We start from the raw sequence: 22680 nt of genomic DNA on the forward strand, positions 1-22680 counted from the left end.
ATTACTGTCCTCCTCCGCGCTTGAACCAAGCCGGTAGAAAGCCTGAAAAATCTGTTTTCTGGATAAGCTCTAGGGCTTTGAGTGCTATGGGGACAACCAAGCACGCACCAACAAAACCACCGGGACCGGTTTGGGTTATAGGGGTTTGCGTGACGATTTCAGAAGCGCTCACATAGCCCACGCAAGCTGAGATAAGTAGGCCAATAATGCGTTGCCATGGCTTTATCTCGCTCTGATGCATGGCAATCAGAGCAGCCCCTATGATTGATCCGAACAGGGCATTGCCGTCGATCAAAGGCATACAGCCTGCAATACCCACGCTCGCTGCAGCGGCGCACATGACAGCACCTGTGGTTGGCTCAGACATTACGCCTCCATACAACTGTTTGGTCAGGCCCATCGGCCATGTCTATACCAACGAGCGGCAAGCGGTTGATACGGTCGACTACCTCACCCAACAACGCAGGGCTGTAGCGTTGACCGAGCGCAAAGCCAAGAGCACGGGCGCAGAACTCGCTGCAGAACATGCGTTTCGGGTCGTCAATGGCCATGGGCAGGATCTGGCTGGCCATAATTCCAAGCCAGTCATAGCCTTTGCCCTGGTGATTTTTAAACACCTCCTCGATCAGTTCTGAATGTGCCCAAGGCAATGGGATCATGTGCCAATGATCTGGGTTGAAGTCGATTCGTTTGGCGCGTACGCCACCATCCATAGCCGAGGCTGAGAGCCAGCGGCCATCGGGCATTACGAGTTCACAATGGCTATAGGCTGAGCGCGTCCAAAGTCGGATCAGGCGGTTAAATAGGGTGCCTTTGCTTTTATAGAGCGCTAAATAAATCAGTCCCATAGGTTCACCATTTGTCGTTGCTCGGCTGCGGCCGGGGCGGTGGGGAGTTTGACGCGGCTACCGTGGGGAAGGGTCGTGCCGAGTTCGGCTAAGCCGGGGTTGGCCTGCAGTACTTGCTCAACCACACCTTTGGTGCGCCCGTAATGACGCCAACACAGTTGGTCGAGGGTGTCGCCCTGCAGGGCGTATGCAATTTCCATTAGATAAGCTCGACCGTTGTGCGGCGCATACCCAGCAGGTCACTCACAGCCCAGCGGGCATCGCGTCGCAGCTCATCAATCGATGCGGTGAGTTCTTCGGCGTTTTTCTCGCCGGTGTTGGTGGTGTCGTAGCTGCGGTAACGCTCGGCCACTTCAACCGAAGTGCTGCAGTAAATGGCGCGCTGGTACTGGGCCTGCAAAATACTGGCGCCGTTGAGCTGCTCGGCTGGCACGTCTGCCAAGGTGGCATAGCCTTCGGCCTGCCAGCTGACCTTGAGCGGCTTGAGCAGGCGGTTGACGTTGATGAGTGCGCCAACGATGGCTACTTCTAGGCGCTTATTGGTCACGCTGGGATTGATGCGCTGCGCTTCACGCACGGCCTCTGCATCTATATCAGGCCAAAAGCCGTCATTACTCAGGGTGAACGCGGCGGCTGTACCACCGGCAATGAATCCACTCATTGTGGGCGAGCCCGTTGGTCAGCCTTGGATATTGCGCGGCGTAACTCTTGCCGGGTGAATTGCGGGTAATTTAAGCAAAGGTTATTAAACGATGATGCTGCATTTCGGGCGATCAAATGCCTTTCGCGGGAGCTTGCAGGCATTACCTCATTGCGGATGATTGGGCCGGTACAGACTTTGCGGTCGTATTCTTCAGCCGATATTGCATATTGCTCAGCAAGAGTAGCGAGTAGGACATCATGCGGGCTTTGCTGAAAGCTGCACAGGTACTGTCTTTTAAACTCATCCATCGTAATGCCTGCTGTGTTGAATAAGTCGGCGGTGGTCGGGGCGTCACTTTGGGAAGGAGATAACCCTTGGATCAGCCCCGAGCCGCCGGGGTGCGTGGGGACGCTCGGTTAGCTGCTTTCGTTCTCGTTTTCCAAGGTTGCAGCGTGTTTTTTCAGACAGCGCTCAACGCGGTCTAAATCTTTTTTGCCGCCGCAGTTGTTGTGCAGCTCAATGGCGCGCATCAAATGCAGCTTGGCGGTTTGCATGTTGTCGTGATCGGTTTCAGCCGGTTTGTCGTCGACCACCATGCCGCTGTAAATCTTGCCCATGGCCAGGTGTAATTTGGCTCTGGCTTGGTCGGGCATGTCTTCGCTGGCGGTCAGCTGCTCGACTTTGAGCAGCGTATCGAGCGAAAAGCTGTCGCTGCGTTTTTGCGCATTAAGTGCAGCTGTTGCGATTTCTTCTGCGATAAAGCAGCCGGTGGAGCGGGCAAAGCGGTCAGGCATTACCAATTTGTGCTTGAGAACATAGGCCGCAATCTCGAGGGCGCCTGTGTAGTCCGCAGTGTCGATGTGCCAAGTCATCATGGTGGTAATGACTTCGTCTTGAGCTCCGTTACCCGCCGCCAGAACGCCCTGAACATAGGGCAGATAAGCCGGTAGCAGCTGTTTTTTTAGCTCGACTTTGCCCTCTGTGCTCTGGACGTTTTTGAGGCGCAGACGATCCTGTGCCAACTGGCCGAGCTGTAGCTCGTAGGTGGTTGCGCCCTCCATGCTGATGGCGGGTGATGCGGCTGCGGCCTCGATGGCTGCGCGTTTGCGCAGCTGGTTGCGTTGGGCTGGTGTCAGGTGCATGGCGCGCCTCTTAGGCTTCGGTCGGTTCTGGGTAGTCGACGGCAGTAATGCCTTCAACCAGAGCTACCAGTCCGAAGTCTTCAATAACGTAGGCTTCGTTGGAAGACTGGTAATCGGCGATGCGGTCCAGCTCAGGCTCATCTTTCAGGTGACGGCGGCGTGCGCCGTTCTGGTAGTAGATGGACAGGTTGGTGAGTGTGGTGACCAGCACGGTGTTATCCGGGAAGAACGGTGCGTCGACCACTTGCAGCCCACCCAGGCGGGCGCGGCTGACGATCTCTTGCGCGGCGTTTTCTTCCTCGTTGGAGTCGGCGCCCTTTTCCACGGCGGCTAGCAGTTTGCTGTGCATAAGGTTGCGCGAAACCAGTACGCGAAGATCTGGACGGCTGCGGTGCCATGGGTCGAGCATTTGAACGGCATCGAATACCAGGCCGTCGAGGTTGGCATAGTCGCCCTCGAAGACGGTATCTACCCCAGCCACTTTGATGACTTTACGCGGGCCGATGGTGGCATTGTCGAGCACGCGGTCGGTGGCGCCGGTGCGGATCTTCTGCAGCCAGCCAATGTTGACGTCTTGCAGTAATGGGTTGCTGACACGGTCGGTGGTGACGGCAGCACTGGTGCCGTTAAAGCCGATCATGATGCGGTCGAGGGCTTGGCGCATGATGATGGCTTTGCTCAACTTGACCTGGAAGTCGGGGAACTTGGCCCAAGCATCGAGCAAGGCATAGGGGAACGCGCTGTCAAAGTTGGTTTGCTTGCAGGTGTAGGTGTCTTTGCTCAGGGCACTCCGGTTTTGCGGGCTGCGGGCAGTACCGCCGGCGGTGTCAGTGCGGCTAGCAATCGGTCCATTAACGCCAAGTAAAAGGGCTTCACCGGACTGTTCATCTACGCCAATGATGTTGATTTGCTTGAGGAAGCCATCGGACTCCTGCACCGCTACTTCGAGCTTTTGCTGGATGGATGGGTCGACGCTGAATTTTTCGTGGGCGCTGGCCACGCCGTTGAGCAAGGCGATTTGCACGGCCAGGGCGGCGAAGGCGAAGCGAGTTTCTTTACGCATGGGGGTGTTCTCCGGTGAATAGGGTTTTCGGTTGGGCCGTGGGATCAGTAAGGAGTCAGCAAGGCGCCATCACCGCCAGTTACTACTGGGCGCTGCTGTTGGTGCTGGCTTCGCGTGCCAGCCAACTGCGTTTGGAGCGCCTTGAATTCGGTGTCGAGGGTGTTGAACTTGGTGCTTAACTCAGCCGTCTTTTTCTGCTCGGCAGTCAGCAAATCGCTGAGCTCTTTGCTGTGTTGGGCGATGGCCTCAACAGCCTCACCAACGGCGGAGAACTCGTTGTCGTCTTTGGCCTGCTTGCCGCTGAGCAGGGTTTGAACCTTGCTGAACAGCGCTGCACCAATACTTGGTTTGTCTTCAATTTCTTCAAAGACCAGTTCTGCCTCCAGCGACTCGGTAAACATTGAGGTGTTGGAGAAGTGGCGGTCTTTGAATGGGCTTGAGTCTGGTTTTTGCGCCGAAAACTCCAGCACATCGGTGCCCAGGCTGGCCGGTGAGTCGGTAACGGCAAGGCCGACCATGTAAGCCTCGCCGGTGTCAGCAAAGCTGTCGTCGATTTCGATGGATGTGTAGATTTTTTGCTTGGCTTTGTTGAGCGCGATCAGGTCGGCGGTCGGTTCGATCTGGGCGAACAGGGCCAGTTTTTTCTGGCCGTTGATATCAACTTCTTCGGCTTTTACCGCGAGCACATCGCCATAGGCTTTGAATGCACCATCTGGCATCAGGCTGCGAAAGTGCTCAAGCCATACGCGGGCGCCATAGGTCGAGCGGTTGAAGTTTTTAGCGGCTTGTTCAAGCCAGCTGCGTTGAATTTTGCGTTTGTCTGATGTGGCACCTTCAACGGCGACGCGGAACCAATTGGAGCGGAATTTTTTAGCAGCTGGGTTGGTTGAACTGGCCATTCGGGCTTTCCTCAATGCGGTGTCGGCGTTCTGCCGTTGCGTTGAGGGCATGGTCGGCAGCTGAGCGCTGTCGAGCAATGTGGGGCGTTTGTACAGGGCGGGAGCTACAGATGGCGCCGCTACTTAGGCTCGCGCGAGGGCGTCAGCATCTGCGCCATGAATGCTGCCGTTGAAATTCCTATCCGCGATAACCGCCGCCAAGCAAAGTTTTTGTATTGGACGGGTTGGCGCGTCACTGAAATTGCCGAGTTTTTAGGGGAGAAAGAAAAGACCCTGCATTCATGGAAAGCCCGTGATGAGTGGGATCAGGCTGACAACGTTGAGCGCATTGGCGGGGCTTTGGAAGCGCGGCTGGTCCAACTGATTTTGAAGGAAGGCAAAACCAGCGGCGATTTCAAAGAGATTGATTTGCTGCATCGCCAGTTGGAGCGTCAAGCAAGAATTGCGCGCTATCAGAGCGGCGGTACCGAAACCGATTTAAACCCTGGCATTGCCAGGCGCAACGAAGGGCCAAAGAAGAAGCCAAAGCGTAACGAATTTGATGAGCAGATGATTGAGCTGCTCACCGAGGCGTTTGTTGAGGGCTGCTTCGATTACCAGTTGGACTGGTACCGGGCGGGCAATCAACGCACCAGGGCAATTCTCAAAAGCCGCCAGATCGGTGCGACGTATTACTTTGCGCGTGAGGCGTTTCTTGATGCCCTGGTGACCGGGCGCAATCAGATATTTTTGTCAGCCTCAAAGAATCAGGCGCACATTTTCAAGGCTTACATTCAGGCATTCGCACGTGAGGTTACCGGCGTTGAGTTGACTGGCGATCCAATCATTCTGGCCAACGGTGCCGAGCTGCACTTTCTAGGTACCAACGCCCGCACCGCTCAGGGTTACCACGGCAACTTTTATTTCGATGAGTTCTTCTGGACGTTCAAGTTTAACGAGTTGAACAAGGTCGCCAGCGGCATGGCGATGCAAAAGCAGTATCGACGCACCTATTTCTCAACGCCTTCGAGCATGGGGCATGAGGCTTACACCTTTTGGACAGGTGAGCGGCTCAACAAAGGCAAGCCAACGGCGCAACACCTGAACATCAACGTTAAGCATGAGGCGTTGCAGCAGGGGCGCTTGTGCGAGGACAAAATCTGGCGGCAAATCGTCACCATCCTCGATGCAGAGCAGGGCGGGTGCGATCTTTTTGATATTGATGAGCTGCGCCTTGAGTACAGCGGAGAGGCCTTTTCCAACCTGCTCATGTGTCAGTTTGTTGATGACGGTGCATCGATCTTCCCGCTCAACGTGCTGCAAAAATGCATGGTCGATACCTTTTACGAATGGGGCGATGACTACAAACCATTCGCGGCGCGGCCTTTTGGTGATCGAGCGGTTTGGGTTGGCTATGACCCAGCAGAGACGGGCGACTGTTCGGGCCTAGTGGTTGTGGCACCGCCACTTGTGCCAGGGGGCAAGTTTAGGGTGCTTGAACGCCACCAAATTCGCGGGATGGACTTTGCCTCACAGGCCGAAACAATCCGGCTGATCACTCAGCGCTACTGGGTGACGTATATCGGCATTGATACCACCGGCATGGGCTCTGGCGTAGCCCAGCTGGTTAAGCAGTTCTTCCCGAACGTGAAAACGTTCAGCTATTCGCCAGAAGTTAAAACCCAACTGGTTCTCAAGGCCTATGACGTGATCCACAAAGGGCGCCTTGAGTTTGATGCCGGTTGGACGGATATGGCCCAGGCCTTGATGGCTATCCGCAAAACCATGACCGCTAGCGGGCGGCAATCGACCTATACCGCTGGGCGCACAGACGCAACAGGCCACGCCGATCTGGCGTGGGCTTTATTCCACGCATTGCATAACGAGCCGCTTGAGGGGCAGACAACTGCCAACACTGGGCGGATGGAGATTTTTTGATGACTACAACAGGTACTGAGGTGGCGGTTACTGCTGCCCAAGCAGAAAAGCCAAAGGGCAGCGTGGTGTTCAGCTTTGGCGAGCCCACGTCCGTGCTGTCATCACGGGAGGTTTTTGATTATTTGGAGTGCTGGTTTAACGGACGCTGGTATGAACCGCCGCTGTCTATGGATGGTTTGGCACGTTCTGTTAAGGCCAGCGTGCATCTAGACTCTGGTTTGCGCTTTAAGCGCAATCAACTAAGCCGGTCATTCATCCCGCACAAGCTGTTGTCGCGCCAGGTCTTTAACCAGTGGGCGCTGGATTATTTAGCGCTAGGCAATAGCTATGTTGAAAAGCGCGTGTCTGTACTGGGTAACGCAATAACCCTGCAGGCGCCGCTGGCTAAGTACATGCGGGTTGGCAAAGACGATAGGTTCTTCCAAGTGCAGGGTTGTCAGCAAGAGCATGAATTTGAGGCGGGTAGTATTTTTCATCTGCGTGAGATGGATCTACACCAGGAGATTTACGGTCTGCCTGAGTGGGTGAGTGCGCTGCAGTCGGCACTGCTCAATCAGTCGGCTACGTTATTTCGACGCAAGTACTACGAAAACGGCAGTCACGCGGGCTTCATTCTTTACATGACTGACGCTGCTCAGGATCAGGCCGATATTGATGATCTGCGCACAGCGCTTAAAAACTCCAAAGGGCCGGGGAATTTCCGCAACCTATTTGTCTACGCGCCCAACGGCAAGAAAGAAGGGTTGCAAATCATCCCGGTCAGCGAAGTGGCCGCGAAAGATGAGTTCAATTCGATCAAAGACCAAACCCGCGAGGACGTTCTTGCCGCGCTGCGTATGTACCCGCAACTGATGGGCATCGTGCCAAAAAACGCCGGCGGCTTCGGTTCGCTTAAAGAAGCGGCAGAAACCTACGCCCGCCTTGAACTGGAGCCGCTGCAGGAACAGTTCAGGCAGCTTAATGACTGGATGGGGGAGGAGGTGGTGCGGTTCCTACCATTTGAGACAGAACAGGGGAATTAGTACCCCACGCAGTAAGAAAAACGAGGCGACTGGCTTGTGCGTCAACACCAGCCAGACGCTAGAACACTCGAGCTAGCCGAGTGATCCAACCAAGGCCTCGCCCCACTGCGCAGGGGGTGCGAAGCCTAAGTCAATCCGACAGTGTAAACAAGGATCACTTAATGTCTTCACCAATCATTCCGTGGATGGGTGGCAAACGCCGCATGGCTAAACACATCCTCCCTGAGTTCCCTGCACATGAGTGCTACGTTGAGCCATTCTGTGGCGGCGCAGCTATGTTCTTTATGAAGGAGCCCAGCAAAGTTGAGGTAATAAATGACTTTGATGGCGAGGTGGTAAACCTTTACCGGGTAGTGGCCCATCACCTTGATGAGCTCGTGCGCCAGTTTCGGTGGTCGTTGGTTAGCCGAACTATGTTTGAGTGGACCAACATGCAGGTTCCGCAAACCCTCACCGATATTCAGCGGGCAGCTCGGTTCTTTTATTTGCAGCAAACCTGTTTTGGGGCAAAGCCAGTTAGCCGCACGTTCGGTACCGCGACAACTACACCGCCTAGGCTGAATCTGTTGCGTATTGAGGAGAAGCTGAGTGAGGCTCATCTGCGGTTGTCACGTACAACGGTTGAGCATCTTGACTGGCAGGCTTGCATTAAACGCTACGACCGTGAGCACACGCTGTTTTACCTTGATCCGCCGTACTTAGAGACAGCGGGGTACTCGCCTGGTGAGTTTGGTGTTGAGCAGTATCAAGTGATGGCAGCTTTGGCGGGCTCGATTAAAGGTCGTATGGTTATCTCGATCAACGACCATCCGTTAATTCGCGAGGTGTTTGCGGGACTCAGGCTGAAAGAGGTGCCATTCAGGCATAACGTGGGTGGCAAGGGTGGCAAAGAAGTCACCGAACTTATCTACTTCAACTGGTAGTACCAAGCAAATAACTAAGCCGCCTTCGGGCGGCTTTTTTGTGTCTGCGCAAGCTAAGTTTCGGGCTTCAACAACTAAAAAGGCCCCAGCAAACACTAACATTTGTACGGCTTTAAGACCAGCGTTAACGGGCTGTGCACCAGTATTTGCGGGGCTTTCAGGCGATCAAGTGACGGGCGGCGCCGGTGCCAGTTGGGCAAGCAAGGATGGGGTGACAGCACCCGGCGCGCGCCGTCATCCCCCCACCTCGCCTGCGGTCTAAATAGGTCGTTTTTTCTTCACTCCTGCACAAGGCTGCGTGCGGCCTTGTGTCTGCGCTGGCGGGATTTTAGATAGCGCTGAAATACCTGCGATTCCCTGCGCCTAAAGCTGCTATTGAGCGCGTACAGGTGGCTTTGTGAGTCTTTGATTTTCGGGAGATAGCTGGGGAAAAGGTAATTTAGGTTAGGTTTGGTTTTGGCATAGCTCAAGCCCACGTGGCACTAGGGTTTGGCTAATTACCTTTGAGGGTAATTTAGGGTAATAGATAAGGTAATTTTTATGTAAGTACCTGTTTTATAAGGGATTTGTAAAAGTGGTTTCTGACCTTGCAAAAAGGTAATTGACTAACCTAAGAATTACCATTTTATTACCTTTAATATATTTGCTTAACCAATTGATTTATAAGGATTTATAGATGGTCTAATAAATAAATTACCTAAATTACCCTTTTCCCATGGGTCAACATAAAACTGCGAAACACACCGGGATAGGGCTGTCTCAGGTTCTGGTGCGCAAACGCTTGGGAACACTCTGGGAACACTCGCGCACTGATTCGCTGTCACTTGTGCCCGTAAACGCTGGGCTTTAGGCTTGCTAGGCGCTTTCGCATGAGTTCGAGTCTCTCCGTCCGCACCAATTAAGGTACTGTTTTTAAGGCGAAAGCATTTAAAAGCAGCGTTAAAAAAGGCAGCCCAAAAGGCTGCCTTTTTTCGTTTCTGGGTATTAATAGTCTGGCGGCTGCGCGTTAGTGTGCGTGGGTGAATCCAGTGCAAGGCTCGCATGCTTCGCCCCATTGATGCGGGTTGCATCCGTGGTGTGCTGGGTGGTTCTCAGTTCGCTTAAGTGATGGCGAGGGCAGAAATAGCTTTTTTCCATTGGTCAATACAAAAGGTGTATTATGCGCCCCGGCTGTGCCCTTAAGGCTATCCCTGGTGAAGCCATGGAGGCGTTTAGGGAACACAAATACGCTGATTAACAAAGCGCAATGCCCGTGTCTAAAGGCGTTGCTGCAGTGGTGGCCAGTGCATGAGCCCAAGGCTCTGCGTGCATACCATCTATTAGTTATCTCCCGTTTGCCGCCTGCATCTAGGGTGACTTCTGTAAATTGACCCTCTAGAATGCATGCCCTTGATTTGGGGCTGGAAACAGTCGGCTTATATGTCTGTGCAACGAGGATTATCAATGCAAGTTTCTGTTGAAAACACTTCCGTACTCGAGCGTCGCATGACCGTCGGCGTACCCGTCGAGCGCATCGAGACCGAAGTCAACAAGCGTCTGCAGCAGACTGCTCGTCGCGCCAAGGTCCCTGGTTTCCGCCCAGGCAAAGTACCGATGAGCGTTATTCGTCAGCGCTACGAAGATTCTGCACGCCAGGAAGCCTTGGGCGACCTGATTCAAGCGACCTTCTACGAGGCCGTTGTTGAGCAGAAGCTGAACCCAGCTGGCCAGCCTGCTGTTGAGCCTAAGTCGTTCGAAAAAGGCAAGGACCTCGAGTACGTTGCTACTTTCGAAGTTTTCCCTGAGTTCGAAGTGACTGGCCTTGACACTGTCGCTGTTGAGCGTCTGGAAGCTGACGTTGTTGATACTGACGTCGACAACATGCTGGATATCCTGCGCAAGCAGAACACCAGCTTTGAAGCTGTAGAGCGTGCCGCTGAAACTGGCGACCAGCTGACTATCGATTTCGTCGGCAAAATCGACGGCGTTGAATTCGCGGGTGGTTCGGCTAAAGCCACTCAACTGGTTCTCGGTTCTGGTCGCATGATTCCTGGCTTTGAAGACGCTCTGGTTGGCGCTAAAGCTGGCGAAGAGAAAGTCATCAACCCGACTTTCCCAGAAGATTACCAAAACCTTGATCTGGCCGGTAAAACCGCAGAATTCACCGTTAACGTAACTGCTGTTGCTGCGCCAAAGCTGCCTGAGCTGGATGACGATTTCTTCGCTCTGTTCGGTATTAAAGAAGGCGGCATCGACGGTTTCCGCGCCGAAGTTCGCAAAAATATGGAGCGCGAGCTGCGCCAGGCCATCAAATCCAAGGTTAAGAGCCAGGTGATGGACGGCTTGTTGGCTGCAAACCCAATTGAAGTGCCTAAGGCGCTGCTGTCGAGCGAAGTTGACCGTCTGCGCGTGCAGGCTGTTCAGCAGTTCGGTGGCAACATCAAGCCAGACCAACTGCCAGCCGAGCTGTTCGAAGAGCAAGCCAAGCGCCGCGTAGTGCTGGGCCTGATCGTTGCTGAGGTGGTTAAGCAGTTCGATTTGAAGCCAGATGACGCTCGCGTCAAAGAGCTGATCACTGAAATGGCTTCCGCTTACCAAGAGCCTGAGCAGGTTATTTCCTGGTACTACAAGAACGATCAGCAGATGAACGAAGTTCGTTCTGTTGTGCTCGAAGAGCAAGTTGTAGATACTGTTTTGCAGAAGGCTAATGTGACCGATAAAAAGGTCTCTTACGAAGAAGCTGTCAAGCCGGTGGAAGCTCCAAAAGCCGACTGATTTCTTTACCTCGTTCGAACACACCATAAGCCAGCCCTCGCGCTGGCTTATGCGTATTTGAAATATGACTATTTTTAGGGAGCGAGTGCAAGAAATGTCCCGCAATCCTTTTATGCAACAAATGCCTGACATTCAAGCCGCTGGCGGCCTGGTTCCTATGGTTGTCGAGCAATCGGCCCGTGGCGAACGCGCCTACGACATTTATTCACGTTTGCTCAAGGAGCGAGTGATCTTCCTGATTGGCCCAGTCGAAGACTATATGGCCAACCTGGTTGCTGCTCAGCTGTTGTTCCTTGAAGCAGAAAATCCAGATAAAGATATTCATCTGTATATCAACTCGCCAGGTGGCTCGGTGACTGCTGGTATGTCGATCTACGACACCATGCAATTCATCAAGCCTGACGTGTCGACCACCTGCATTGGTCAAGCCTGCAGCATGGGTGCGTTCTTGTTGGCTGGCGGTGCGGCAGGTAAGCGTCATTGCTTGCCGAATTCGCGGATGATGATTCACCAGCCCCTGGGTGGTTTCCAGGGGCAGGCGTCGGACATTGACATTCATGCGAAGGAAATCCTTCACATTCGTCACCGTCTGAATACCTTGCTGGCACATCACACCGGTCAAACGCTTGAAACAATTGAGCGTGACACCGAGCGCGATAACTTCATGAGCGCTGAGCGTGCGGCTGAATATGGCCTGATCGACTCCGTCATGATGAAGCGCGACATGCCAGCCTAAGCAGTTCCGATGAGGGTGGTTGGTCTAACTAACCACCTGTGGACTTGAAAAAGCCCACGTTTGCCTTCATCTTGTGTTTCAAGCCTACCGTATTGGATTGATCGAATGACTGACACCCGCAACGGCGAGGACAACGGCAAGCTGCTTTATTGCTCCTTCTGCGGCAAAAGCCAGCATGAAGTACGTAAATTGATTGCTGGTCCTTCCGTCTTTATCTGCGACGAGTGCGTCGACCTGTGCAACGACATCATCCGCGAGGAGGTGCAAGAAGCCCAGGCCGAGAGCAGTGCACACAAATTACCTGCGCCTAAAGAAATTAGCGCGATCCTTGATCAGTATGTGATCGGTCAGGAGCGTGCGAAAAAGGTTTTGGCTGTAGCGGTGTACAACCACTACAAGCGCCTTAATCAGCGCGACAAGAAAAATGACGATGTTGAGCTGGGTAAAAGCAATATTTTGCTGATCGGTCCAACTGGCTCGGGTAAAACCCTGCTGGCTGAAACCCTGGCACGCTTGCTTAATGTCCCGTTCACCATTGCTGACGCCACCACCCTGACCGAAGCTGGTTATGTCGGTGAAGACGTCGAGAACATCATTCAGAAGCTGTTGCAGAAGTGCGACTACGATGTAGAAAAGGCTCAGATGGGCATTGTCTATATCGATGAAATCGACAAGATTTCGCGCAAGTCTGACAACCCGTCAATCACCCGTGATGTATCGGGTGAGGGCGTTCAGCAGGCATTGCTGAAGCTGATTGAAGGCACCGTTGCTTCGGTTCCGCCGCAAGGTGGTCGCAAGCATCCGCAGCAAGAGTTCCTGCAGGTTGATACCCGCAGCATTCTGTTTATCTGTGGTGGTGCGTTCTCTGGTTTGGAAAAAGTGATTCAGGGCCGCTCTGAGAAAGGTGGCATCGGTTTCAACGCTCAGGTTCGCAGTAAAGACCTTGGCAAGAAAATCGGTGAATCGCTGCGCAATGTCGAGCCTGACGATTTGGTTAAATTCGGCCTGATTCCTGAGTTCGTTGGCCGCTTGCCGGTTATCGCAACATTGGACGAGCTGGATGAAGCTGCATTGATGCAGATTCTGACTGAGCCGAAAAACGCGCTGACCAAGCAATACGCCAAGCTGTTTGAGTTGGAAGGAGTTGATCTGGAGTTCCGTCCAGACGCCCTGAAGTCAGTCGCGCACAAAGCGTTGGAGCGTAAAACCGGTGCTCGTGGTTTGCGTTCTATCCTTGAGGGCATTCTGCTCGACACCATGTATGAGATTCCGTCTCAGACTGATGTCAGCAAGGTCGTCATCGACGAAAGCGTGATTGATGGCACTTCACAACCACTGTTGATCTATGAAAACAGTGAGCCGCCAGCTAAGGCTGCACCGGACGCTTAACCCGTCTGTTACATCCTGAGTGCAAAAGGGCCTGCGGGCCCTTTTTGTTTTTCAGTTGTAGCGCTTGTTTTTTCTTGGGGGTAGCCCCATCTTAGGGTTAAGGGTCATTCCCATCGTTTACGGCCGTATGGTCACTGTAGAGCCGAAATCATGAAGACAACCATCGAATTGCCTCTCTTGCCGCTGCGCGATGTCGTGGTCTATCCGCACATGGTCATCCCGCTGTTTGTAGGGCGTGAAAAATCCATAGAAGCACTCGAAGCCGCTATGTCTGGCGAAAAGCAGATCCTGCTGGTCGCACAAAAGAATCCGGCTGACGATGATCCAAATGAAGAAGGGCTCTACCGAGTTGGTACCGTTGCGACGGTGCTGCAGCTGCTCAAGCTGCCTGACGGTACCGTTAAGGTGCTGGTTGAGGGTGAGCAGCGGGGTGAAATAGAGCAATTCATCGAGGCGGAAGGCTACTTCCGTTCCGAAGTTCAGCTGCTTGACGAAGCTGAAGTTGCTGAGCGTGAGTCAGAGGTCTTCACCCGTAGTTTGTTGAGCCAGTTCGAGCAGTACGTGCAGTTGGGCAAGAAAGTCCCGGCTGAAGTGCTGTCGTCGCTTAATAGCATTGATGAGCCTAGTCGCCTGGTTGATACCATGGCTGCGCACATGGCGCTGAAAATCGAGCAGAAGCAAGAAATTCTCGAGATTACCGAGTTGCCGGCGCGTGTAGAGCACGTCTTGGCCTTGCTAGATGCCGAAGTCGACCTGTTGCAGGTTGAGAAGCGTATCCGTGGCCGGGTTAAAAAGCAGATGGAGCGCAGCCAGCGCGAGTACTACTTGAATGAGCAGATGAAGGCCATTCAGAAGGAGCTGGGTGATATTGACGAAGGCCACAACGAAATCGATGAGCTGAAAAAGCGCATTGAGACTTCAGGCATGAGTAAAGACGCGCATGCCAAGGCCACTAGCGAGCTGAACAAACTCAAGCAGATGTCGCCGATGTCCGCTGAGGCCACGGTGGTGCGCTCTTACATCGAATGGCTGACCAATGTGCCGTGGAAAGCGCAGAGCAAGGTTCGCCTTGACTTGACGCGTGCAGAATCGATTCTCGATGCGGACCACTACGGCCTGGAAGAAGTCAAAGATCGCATCCTTGAGTACCTCGCCGTGCAAAAGCGAGTGAAGAAACTCAAAGGCCCAGTGCTGTGTCTGGTTGGGCCACCAGGCGTGGGTAAAACCTCGCTGGCTGAGTCGATTGCCACTGCAACCAACCGCAAATTTGTGCGGATGGCTTTGGGTGGTGTGCGTGATGAAGCGGAAATTCGTGGTCATCGCCGTACTTATATCGGTTCTATGCCCGGTAGATTGATTCAAAAGATGACCAAGGTTGGTGTGCGTAATCCACTCTTTTTGCTCGATGAAATCGACAAAATGGGACAGGACATGCGCGGCGATCCTGCATCGGCACTGCTGGAAGTGCTCGATCCTGAGCAAAACCACAACTTCAACGATCATTACCTTGAGGTCGATTACGATCTTTCTGATGTGATGTTCCTGTGTACCGCCAACTCGATGAACATTCCGGGTCCGTTGCTGGATCGTATGGAAGTCATTCGTCTGCCTGGTTACACCGAAGATGAAAAAATTAACATTGCTATCAAATACCTAGCGCCCAAACAGACTCAGGCCAACGGCGTGAAGAAGGGTGAACTGGAGTTTGAGGTCGATGCCATTCGCGACATCGTTCGCTATTACACCCGTGAAGCGGGTGTGCGTAGCCTTGAGCGGCAGATCGCCAAAGTGTGCCGTAAAGCGGTTAAAGATCACTCCAAAGAAAAGCGTTTTAAGGTCTTGGTTACCGCTGAAAACCTCGAAGATTTCCTGGGTGTACGCAAACATCGCTATGGTTTGGCAGAGCAACAGGATCAAATTGGCCAAGTTACCGGTCTTGCGTGGACTCAAGTTGGTGGCGAATTACTGACCATTGAGGCGGCGGTTGTACCGGGTAAAGGTCAGCTGATTAAAACCGGTTCTCTGGGCGATGTGATGCTTGAATCTATCACCGCCGCACAGACAGTTGTGCGCAGTCGGGCTAAAAGTTTGGGCGTGCCTCTCGACTTCTATGAGAAGCGCGACATCCATATCCATATGCCGGAAGGGGCAACGCCGAAAGACGGCCCTAGCGCGGGTGTAGGGATGTGTACGGCGCTGGTTTCAGCGCTAACTGAGATTCCCGTGCGTGCAGACGTCGCAATGACCGGTGAAATCACCTTGCGTGGTCAGGTTTTGGCCATTGGCGGCTTGAAAGAAAAGCTGCTTGCAGCTCACCGTGGTGGCATCAAAACGGTGATTATTCCGGAAGAAAATGTGCGCGATTTGAAGGAGATTCCGGAGAACATTAAACAAGACTTGCAGATTAAACCGGTTAAATGGATTGACGAGGTCCTGCAAATTGCGCTGCAATACGCCCCGGAGCCCTTAGCTGATGCGGCTCCTGAGTTAGTTGCAAAGGATGAAACTCGCGAGTCTGATTCCAAGGAGCGAATCAGCACGCATTAGCCGGAAGGGTTCCTTGACACCATTTTAGAGCCCTTGTTATAAAGCGGCTCTAATTGGGGTTAATGAGCCCTCCAGCACTCGCTTCACGTACACTAAAAAACGAAGAAATATTCTCAACAGAAATTAAGGGGACTTAGAGTGAACAAGTCGGAACTGATCGATGCTATCGCAGCATCTGCTGATATCCCAAAAGCTGTTGCTGGCCGCGCGCTGGACGCAGTAATTGAATCTGTAACTGGCGCTCTGAAGGCTGGTGATTCTGTTGTATTGGTAGGCTTTGGTACTTTCGCAGTTAAAGAGCGTGCAGCTCGCACTGGCCGCAACCCACAGACTGGCAACCCAATCAGCATCGCGGCTGCCAAGATCCCAGGTTTCAAAGCTGGTAAAGCACTGAAAGACGCTGTTAACTAAGCGCCTTTGGGGCATTGCCCATCAGATCAGCTTCATCGCTGATCTGACAGCGGAGCGGTAGTTCAGTCGGTTAGAATACCGGCCTGTCACGCCGGGGGTCGCGGGTTCGAGTCCCGTCCGCTCCGCCAGTTACGAGAAGGCGCATCCTCGGATGCGCCTTTCTTCTATCCGGAACTTACCCACACTGCGCGGCTGATTTATCTATACAGTCGTTCTGGGGGATGCATGCTTCAGAATATTAGGGACAATTCACAAGGTTGGATTGCCAAGACCATTATCGGCATTATCGTTGCGCTGCTCGCTTTGACGGGCATCGATGCGATTTTTACCGGCACCAGTAATGGTCAGAATGCCGCCGAAGTAAATGGCGAAAAAATTACTCAAAATGAGCTTGGCCAAGCTGTTGAAATGCAGCGCCGCCAGCTTGTTCAGCAGTTGGGCAAGAACTTTGATCCCGCACTGCTTAATGAGAAATTGTTGCGTGATGCTGCGCTCAAAGGTCTGATTGAGCGCAACCTACTGTTGCAGGGTGCGACTGAGGCTAATTTCGGTTTCTCCGAAGCAGCGCTCGACCAGGTTATTTTGATGACGCCTGAGTTTAGTGTTGACGGCAAATTTAATGCGGACCGTTTTGACCAGGTGATTCGTCAGTTGGGCTACACGCGTATGCAGTTCCGTCAGATGCTCAAGCAGGAAATGGTCATCGGCCAATTACGTGCAGGCTTAGCTGCCAGCAGCTTTGTGACCGACGAAGAAGTCCAGGCATTTGCCGCGCTGGAAAAGCAGACTCGTGACTTCGCAACGCAGACGATAAAAGTTGACCCGGCAGCCGTGACGGTCAGTGATGATGACGTCAAAGCGTATTACGATGCGCAAAGCAGCCAGTTCATGAGCCCTGAGCAAGTTGTCGTGCAGTACGTTGAGCTGAAAAAAGACGCGTTCTTTGATCAGGTCGAAGTCGCTGACAAAGACTTGCAGGATGCTTACAAGACCGAAATCGCCAATCTCGCAGAACAGCGTGATGCTGCGCATATCCTGATCGAAGTTAATGACGAGGTCAGCGATGACCAAGCCAAAGCCAAGATTGAGGAAATCCAGAAACGCCTGCAAAACGGTGAAGATTTCGCTGCTTTAGCTAAAGAGCTGTCGCAAGATCCGGGTTCTGCCAACAACGGTGGTGACCTCGGTTACGCGGGCCCTGGTGTTTATGACCCTGACTTTGAGAAGGCCCTGTACGCGCTGGACAAAGATCAAGTGTCTGAACCCGTACGCAGCAGTTTCGGCTGGCACTTAATCAAGCTGCTGGGTGTGCAAGCGCCAGAAGTTCCTAGCTTCGACAGCTTGAAAGAAAAACTGGTTAACGACCTCAAGGCACAAAAAGTCGAAAGACGTTTTGTTGAGGCATCCAAGCAACTTGAAGACTCTGCATTCGAAGCTTCTGATCTGGCGCAACCAGCGCAAGAGCTAGGCCTGAAAGTTGAAACCAGTCAGCCATTTGGTCGCGAAGGCGGCGAAGGCATCCTGGCCAACCGCAAGGTCGTCGAAGCAGCTTATAGCAGCGATGTGCTCGAGGGCGGCAGCAACAGTGCGGTAATCGAGCTAGATCCAAGCACTGCGGTTGTGGTTCATGTCAAAGATCACCTCAAGCCTGAGCAACTGAAGCTTGAGGAAGTGGCCGACAGCATCCGTGAGCACCTGACTACTGTACGTGCCAGTGAAGCGGCAAAGGCCGCTGGCGAGAAGCAAATTGCTGAGCTCTCTGCTGGTGACACAGCGGCTGATCAAGCTCAGTGGGCTGTGACTGAGGCTGCCACCCGTGCTCAGGAAGGTGTTGATCCTGTCGTATTGCAGGCGCTGTTCCGCATGCCGAAACCGGCTGATGATGGTAAGTCGACCTACACTGGCGTGAGCTTGGCCAGCGGTGATTTTGTGGTCATTCGTCTGGACGGCGTGAGCAAGCAAGAGCAAGCGCTAACGGATGAAGAAAAAACCACTTACCGTCGCTTCCTCGCGTCGCGTATTGGTCAGCAAGACTTTGCGGCGTACCGTAAGCAGCTTGAAGCTAACGCGGACATTGAGCGTTTCTAACGCTTAAGCCAAAAGTCTGAAAGATAAAAAAGGCCGCTTAGCGGCCTTTTTTATTGCAGTGCGATTGAGCTGTCCGGGGCTGTTGAAGGCGGCTCGTCGCTTAATCACGGCGATAAATACCCTGCCCGGAATTGCATGAGCGATGTTATGGCTGGCGATAGTATTTGCATTGGCTTTGGGCGAAGATGATTGTCCACGCAGCAATTAGATGAGGCAGGCAATGCAGGCGGATTTTTGGCAAAGTCGCTGGGAAAACAATGAAATTGGTTTTCACGCGAAAGAGGTCAATAGTTACTTGCAGGCAAGCTGGTCTGCACTCGGTTTGCAGCCGGGAGATCAAGTATTTGTACCGTTGTGCGGTAAGTCCCTGGATTTAACCTGGTTAGCTGCGCAAGGTTTACGCGTGACGGGTGTTGAGCTGTCGCAGATTGCGGTTGAGGCTTTTTTTGCGGAACAGCAACTTGAGCCTCTGGTGAGCCAGGAAGGGGCATTCAAGGTCTATCGCGCAAAGTCGATTGAAATTTACTGCGGCGATTTTTTTCAGTTCGACGCCTCGTCACTTGAAGGCTGTAAGGGCTTTTATGATCGAGCCGCGTTAATTGCCTTGCCGCAAGATATGCGTGCTCAATATATAGAGCATCTGCAATTAATCTTGCCCGTTGGCTGCCAAGGTGTGCTGGTTACACTGATTTACGATCAAGCGAAGATGGATGGCCCGCCATTCTCGGTGACTGATGCCGAGGTTTCTCGGTTATTTGCTAGAGGCTGGCAGTGCCAGCTTCTGCGCACCGAGGATGCGTTCAACCGGCGGTTTGCCGATCGAGGGCTCGAGACGCTCGAAGAGTCGGTGTATCAACTCCGCCGTTGCTAGAGCGCAACACAGGCACCGGGCAACTTAGGTTACCTTGAATTTAGGTTGCCTTGACGGCGAGCTTGTCAAAGATTTCGGGTACCAGCGCGCTGAGACCTTCTCTGTCGAGTATTTCGCGAGGGTGTTGCTCGCCGGGGAAGCTGCTGTCGATCATGTTCAATAGCTGTAAGCCGCGATCAGTGAGGACAAAGTTCTCGCCATTGCCGCCTTCGGCTTCTGGCCGCGGGGCGATAAATTCGGCTTTAAGCAGCAAGGCTTCATAGTCACATGCCTGTGCCTTGAGCTCGTCCTCATCAATATTGCCAGCGCCCGCGCGTTGCTCTTCTTCAGCAAGCTGCACTGCGTACTTGCGCGGGTTGAAGCGTTCGTTGGCTGAGCCTTGTACGTGCTGCAGCAAGCGCTCGATAAGATCCCAGTTGTACTTCATGGTCGTACTCCTGTCTGGCGTGAGGGTCACAAGGCCGCACAAATTGCGTCCTCTATTATTGTCGACCGTAGCGCGCTGCTGATGTTCAGTTACTGGGATCAGTGGTGGTTGCTGGTTAGCGGCTATTTAAGAAGATTGAGCCATAAAAAAGCGACCCGAAGGTCGCCTTGATCTGTTGTTAGTTATTTAGCCGCGTTGACGTAGGGCTTCGATACGGACTTCAAGCGGCGGGTGGCTCATCAGTAGGCCAGCCAGACCGTTTTTCAGGCCACCATTGATACCGAAGGCGGCGAGGGTGCTTGGCATCTCGACCGGTACGCCTTGCTCGGAACGCAGCCGCTGTAGGGCTGCAATCATTGCATTGGTGCCTGCCAGTTGGGCGCCAGCCTCGTCTGCCTTGAACTCACGCTTACGCGAGAACCACATGACTATGATGCTGGCGAGAATGCCCAGAACCAGTTCAGCGAAGATAGTCGCCACAAAGTAACCGATGCCTGGGCCGTTTTCATTCTTCAGGATTGCCTTATCGACGAAGTTGCCGAAGATCCGCGCAAAGAACATCACGAAGGTGTTCACCACGCCTTGAATCAAGGCCAGTGTCACCATGTCGCCATTGGCAACGTGGCCTATCTCATGGGCCAGTACGGCTTTAACTTCGTCAGGTGAGAAGCGCTCAAGCAAGCCTTGGCTGACGGCGACTAATGCGTCGTTCTTATTCCAGCCGGTGGCGAATGCATTGGACTCATACGCCGGGAAAATGCCGACTTCAGGCATTTTGATACCCGCCTCGCGTGACAACTCTTCAACCGTTTGCATCAGCCATTGCTCGTGGCGGGTGCGCGGCTGGCTGATGATTTGCGTGCCGGTGCTCATCTTCGCCATCCACTTGGAAAGGAACAACGAAATGATCGAGCCTGCGAAACCAAATACCGCACAGAAAGCCAACAGGCTGCCGTAGTTTTGACCGGTGAAGCGATCAACTCCTAGCAGTTTCAACGTGATGCTGGCGATCAGCAACACAGCCATGTTGGTGGCTAGAAATAAGAAAATGCGTTTCATGGTTTGAAACTACTCCTCAAGGGATAGGTGTTCACGGTATGCAGGCTATATAAGGCCGCCGGGGTCAGGCTTCAACCGGGCGACTATTTCAAGCTGTTTCGTTGCCGGTGCCAAGATCGCTTGTAAAGAGCAGGCGAGCCAGGCGGGCAAGCTGTTCGCTGTTTTGTTGGGAGATGGCTTGGCGCAACTGGAATGCCAGGGTGGCGTGTACGCGGCGCACACTTGGCGGCAGTGCGGGGTCATCGCTGACCACGTGAGGAACACTGCGCGACAGGCGTAAAAAGCCTTTCTCGGTGAGTACCGCCTGATCCAGTGCGTCGTAGGCAATGCTCGACTCAAACCGAATATAGCCCTCATCAGCCAACCATAGCTGTGTGCCGAGGCAGCTTTGGTGACGTTTACTGGGTAGGCCGAATTCATCGGGCTCTTCACGTCCGATCAGATCCTCAATATACAGACCGATTTTGCGCGGAAAGGCTTGGTAAAGCATGAGCAATCCGGCGGCTGCGTCTTTATAGAAATCGTCGATTTGCAGGTCCATGAATGTCGGCGCCGATGGTTGTCAAAAGCAGGAGTGGGGTGCAGCGTTGGTTAATCCACCGCTGCAGAGTCTGTTATTGGTTGTAACCTTTGAGGAAACCACCAATACGGCCGATGGCTTGCTCCAGTTCGTCGACCCGCGGCAGGGTTACGACCCGGAAGTGATCGGGCCACGGCCAGTTGAATGCGGTGCCTTGGACGATCAGCAATTTCTCCGAGAGGAGTAGATCTAGGACGAATTTTTCATCGTTATGGATTGGGCATATTTTCGGGTCGATCTTGGGGAACGCATACAACGCGCCCATCGGCTTTACGCAGCTAACCCCTGGAATATCGTTGAGCAGCTCCCAGGTGCGGTTACGTTGTTCGAGCAGGCGGCCATTGGGCAGAACCAGATCGTTAATGCTTTGGTAGCCGCCAAGAGCTGTCTGAATGGCATGTTGGCTGGGTACGTTGGCGCACAGGCGCATGTTGGCCAGAATGTCGATACCTTCGATGTAGCTTTGGGCGCGGTGCTTAGGTCCGGAAATAGCCACCCAACCTGAGCGGAAACCCGCGATACGATAGGATTTCGACAAGCCATTGAAGGTCAGGCACAGCACATCTGGAGCCAGTGAGGCCGTACAGATGTGCTTCGCATCATCGTAGAGAATCTTGTCGTAGATTTCGTCGGAGAACAGCACCAGGTTGTGCTGGCGGGCAAGTTCTACGATGTCCATCAGGACTTCTTTGGAGTAGACCGCACCGGTTGGATTATTTGGATTGATCAACACCAGCGCCTTGGTGCTAGGCGTGATTTTCGCACGGATATCGGCAACATCAGGAAACCAACCCGCTTGCTCGTCACACAGGTAATGCACCGGCTTGCCGCCTGAGAGCGCCACAGAGGCCGTCCAGAGCGGGTAGTCAGGCGCTGGGATCAACACCTCGTCGCCGTTATTCAGCAATGCTTGCATGGCCATAACGATCAGCTCGGACACGCCGTTGCCGAGGTAGATGTCCTCGATGCCAATGCCTTCGACATTCATCTGCTGGTAATACTGCATTACTGCCTTGCGGGCGCTGAACAAGCCTTTCGAGTCGCTGTAGCCTTGCGCTGTAGGCAAGTTGCGAATGACGTCCTGGAGGATCTCTTCAGGCGCTTCAAAACCGAACGGAGCAGGGTTGCCGATGTTCAGCTTGAGAATGCGGTGGCCTTCCTCTTCAAGACGCTTGGCATGCTTGAGTACAGGGCCACGAATGTCGTAGCAGACGTTGGCGAGCTTGTTCGATTTGCTGACCTGCATGTGAAGTGATCCTGAATTAAAAAACTAATCCCACGGGCAAGGGTGGCGTAGGCGGCCGTAACAAGGCACTGGGCGACAGGGCTGGAATGATACGTTGCAGGCTGGTTTAGGCAAA

The 22680-nt window shown here is 53.4% G+C and carries 20 protein-coding genes, 1 tRNA gene and 1 pseudogene; 11 read left to right on the forward strand and 11 right to left on the reverse strand.

The window, feature by feature from the left end; genetic code table 11:
* Position 1: 1 nt before the first annotated feature.
* From B9K09_RS10115 to B9K09_RS10150, 7 genes are all read right to left on the reverse strand, one after another.
* The gene (locus B9K09_RS10115) at positions 2–367 is read right to left on the reverse strand and encodes a putative holin (protein WP_157699341.1); all 366 of its coding nucleotides are present in this window, start codon (positions 365–367) and stop codon (positions 2–4) included.
* Positions 360–848: a hypothetical protein gene (locus B9K09_RS10120; protein ID WP_177408658.1), complete on the reverse strand. Its 489-nt coding sequence runs from the start codon at positions 846–848 to the stop codon at positions 360–362. Before B9K09_RS10120 ends, B9K09_RS10115 begins: the two co-directional genes overlap by 8 nt.
* Complete coding sequence (locus B9K09_RS10125) at positions 839–1048, reverse strand: tail protein X (RefSeq protein ID WP_087516687.1); 210 nt, start codon at positions 1046–1048, stop codon at positions 839–841. Before B9K09_RS10125 ends, B9K09_RS10120 begins: the two co-directional genes overlap by 10 nt.
* Complete coding sequence (locus tag B9K09_RS10130; RefSeq protein WP_087516688.1) at positions 1048–1509, reverse strand: head completion/stabilization protein; 462 nt, start codon at positions 1507–1509, stop codon at positions 1048–1050. Before B9K09_RS10130 ends, B9K09_RS10125 begins: the two co-directional genes overlap by 1 nt.
* A gap of 398 nt (positions 1510–1907) precedes the next feature.
* A complete protein-coding gene (gpM, locus tag B9K09_RS10140; protein ID WP_087516690.1) occupies positions 1908–2633 on the reverse strand; it encodes a phage terminase small subunit in 726 nt (241 codons plus the stop codon).
* A 10-nt stretch (positions 2634–2643) separates the two neighbouring features.
* Positions 2644–3696, reverse strand: coding sequence for a phage major capsid protein, P2 family (locus tag B9K09_RS10145; RefSeq protein WP_087516691.1), 1053 nt, complete (start codon positions 3694–3696; stop codon positions 2644–2646).
* A gap of 44 nt (positions 3697–3740) precedes the next feature.
* The gene (locus B9K09_RS10150) at positions 3741–4595 is read right to left on the reverse strand and encodes a GPO family capsid scaffolding protein (RefSeq protein WP_087516692.1); all 855 of its coding nucleotides are present in this window, start codon (positions 4593–4595) and stop codon (positions 3741–3743) included.
* A gap of 156 nt (positions 4596–4751) precedes the next feature.
* Here B9K09_RS10150 and B9K09_RS10155 point away from each other — a divergent pair, with 156 nt between their 5' ends.
* From B9K09_RS10155 to B9K09_RS10205, 11 genes and pseudogenes are all read left to right on the forward strand, one after another.
* The gene (locus tag B9K09_RS10155; RefSeq protein WP_087516693.1) at positions 4752–6512 is read left to right on the forward strand and encodes a terminase ATPase subunit family protein; all 1761 of its coding nucleotides are present in this window, start codon (positions 4752–4754) and stop codon (positions 6510–6512) included.
* Entirely contained in the window at positions 6512–7534 is a 1023-nt protein-coding gene (locus B9K09_RS10160) for a phage portal protein (protein ID WP_087516694.1), read from the forward strand. The genes B9K09_RS10155 and B9K09_RS10160 overlap by 1 nt, the downstream gene beginning before the upstream one ends.
* A 161-nt stretch (positions 7535–7695) precedes the next feature.
* Positions 7696–8457 (forward strand): DNA adenine methylase, encoded by a 762-nt coding sequence (locus tag B9K09_RS10165; RefSeq protein WP_087516695.1) that lies wholly within the window; start codon positions 7696–7698, stop codon positions 8455–8457.
* A 1443-nt stretch (positions 8458–9900) separates the two neighbouring features.
* Positions 9901–11211, forward strand: a complete 1311-nt coding sequence (gene tig, locus B9K09_RS10170) for a trigger factor (RefSeq protein ID WP_087516696.1) — start codon at positions 9901–9903, stop codon at positions 11209–11211.
* A 94-nt stretch (positions 11212–11305) separates the two neighbouring features.
* Entirely contained in the window at positions 11306–11947 is a 642-nt protein-coding gene (gene clpP, locus B9K09_RS10175) for an ATP-dependent Clp endopeptidase proteolytic subunit ClpP (RefSeq protein WP_087516697.1), read from the forward strand.
* Between the two features lie 105 nt (positions 11948–12052).
* Positions 12053–13336, forward strand: a complete 1284-nt coding sequence (clpX, locus tag B9K09_RS10180) for an ATP-dependent Clp protease ATP-binding subunit ClpX (protein ID WP_087516698.1) — start codon at positions 12053–12055, stop codon at positions 13334–13336.
* 150 nt (positions 13337–13486) lie between these two features.
* Positions 13487–15883 (forward strand): endopeptidase La, encoded by a 2397-nt coding sequence (lon, locus tag B9K09_RS10185; protein ID WP_087516699.1) that lies wholly within the window; start codon positions 13487–13489, stop codon positions 15881–15883.
* Positions 15884–15997: 114 nt separating this feature from the next.
* Positions 15998–16294, forward strand: a pseudogene (locus B9K09_RS10190) (HU family DNA-binding protein); the annotation flags it as partial.
* A gap of 51 nt (positions 16295–16345) precedes the next feature.
* Positions 16346–16422, forward strand: a tRNA-Asp gene (locus tag B9K09_RS10195).
* A gap of 97 nt (positions 16423–16519) precedes the next feature.
* Positions 16520–18382, forward strand: a complete 1863-nt coding sequence (locus tag B9K09_RS10200; protein ID WP_087516700.1) for a SurA N-terminal domain-containing protein — start codon at positions 16520–16522, stop codon at positions 18380–18382.
* A gap of 220 nt (positions 18383–18602) precedes the next feature.
* On the forward strand, positions 18603–19253 hold the full coding sequence (locus B9K09_RS10205; RefSeq protein ID WP_087516701.1) for a thiopurine S-methyltransferase: 651 nt from the start codon (positions 18603–18605) through the stop codon (positions 19251–19253).
* A 40-nt stretch (positions 19254–19293) separates the two neighbouring features.
* Here B9K09_RS10205 and B9K09_RS10210 read toward each other — a convergent pair whose 3' ends face one another.
* The 4 genes from B9K09_RS10210 to B9K09_RS10225 form a co-directional block, all read right to left on the reverse strand.
* The gene (locus tag B9K09_RS10210) at positions 19294–19680 is read right to left on the reverse strand and encodes a transcriptional regulator (RefSeq protein WP_087516702.1); all 387 of its coding nucleotides are present in this window, start codon (positions 19678–19680) and stop codon (positions 19294–19296) included.
* A 186-nt stretch (positions 19681–19866) separates the two neighbouring features.
* Positions 19867–20739: a protease HtpX gene (htpX, locus tag B9K09_RS10215; RefSeq protein ID WP_087516703.1), complete on the reverse strand. Its 873-nt coding sequence runs from the start codon at positions 20737–20739 to the stop codon at positions 19867–19869.
* An 88-nt stretch (positions 20740–20827) separates the two neighbouring features.
* A complete protein-coding gene (locus B9K09_RS10220; protein ID WP_087516704.1) occupies positions 20828–21280 on the reverse strand; it encodes a hypothetical protein in 453 nt (150 codons plus the stop codon).
* 73 nt (positions 21281–21353) lie between these two features.
* Positions 21354–22565, reverse strand: coding sequence for a pyridoxal phosphate-dependent aminotransferase (locus B9K09_RS10225; protein WP_087516705.1), 1212 nt, complete (start codon positions 22563–22565; stop codon positions 21354–21356).
* Positions 22566–22680 lie beyond the last annotated feature (115 nt).

It is taken from the genome of Pseudomonas sp. M30-35, from assembly GCF_002163625.1.
Classification (GTDB): domain Bacteria; phylum Pseudomonadota; class Gammaproteobacteria; order Pseudomonadales; family Pseudomonadaceae; genus Aquipseudomonas.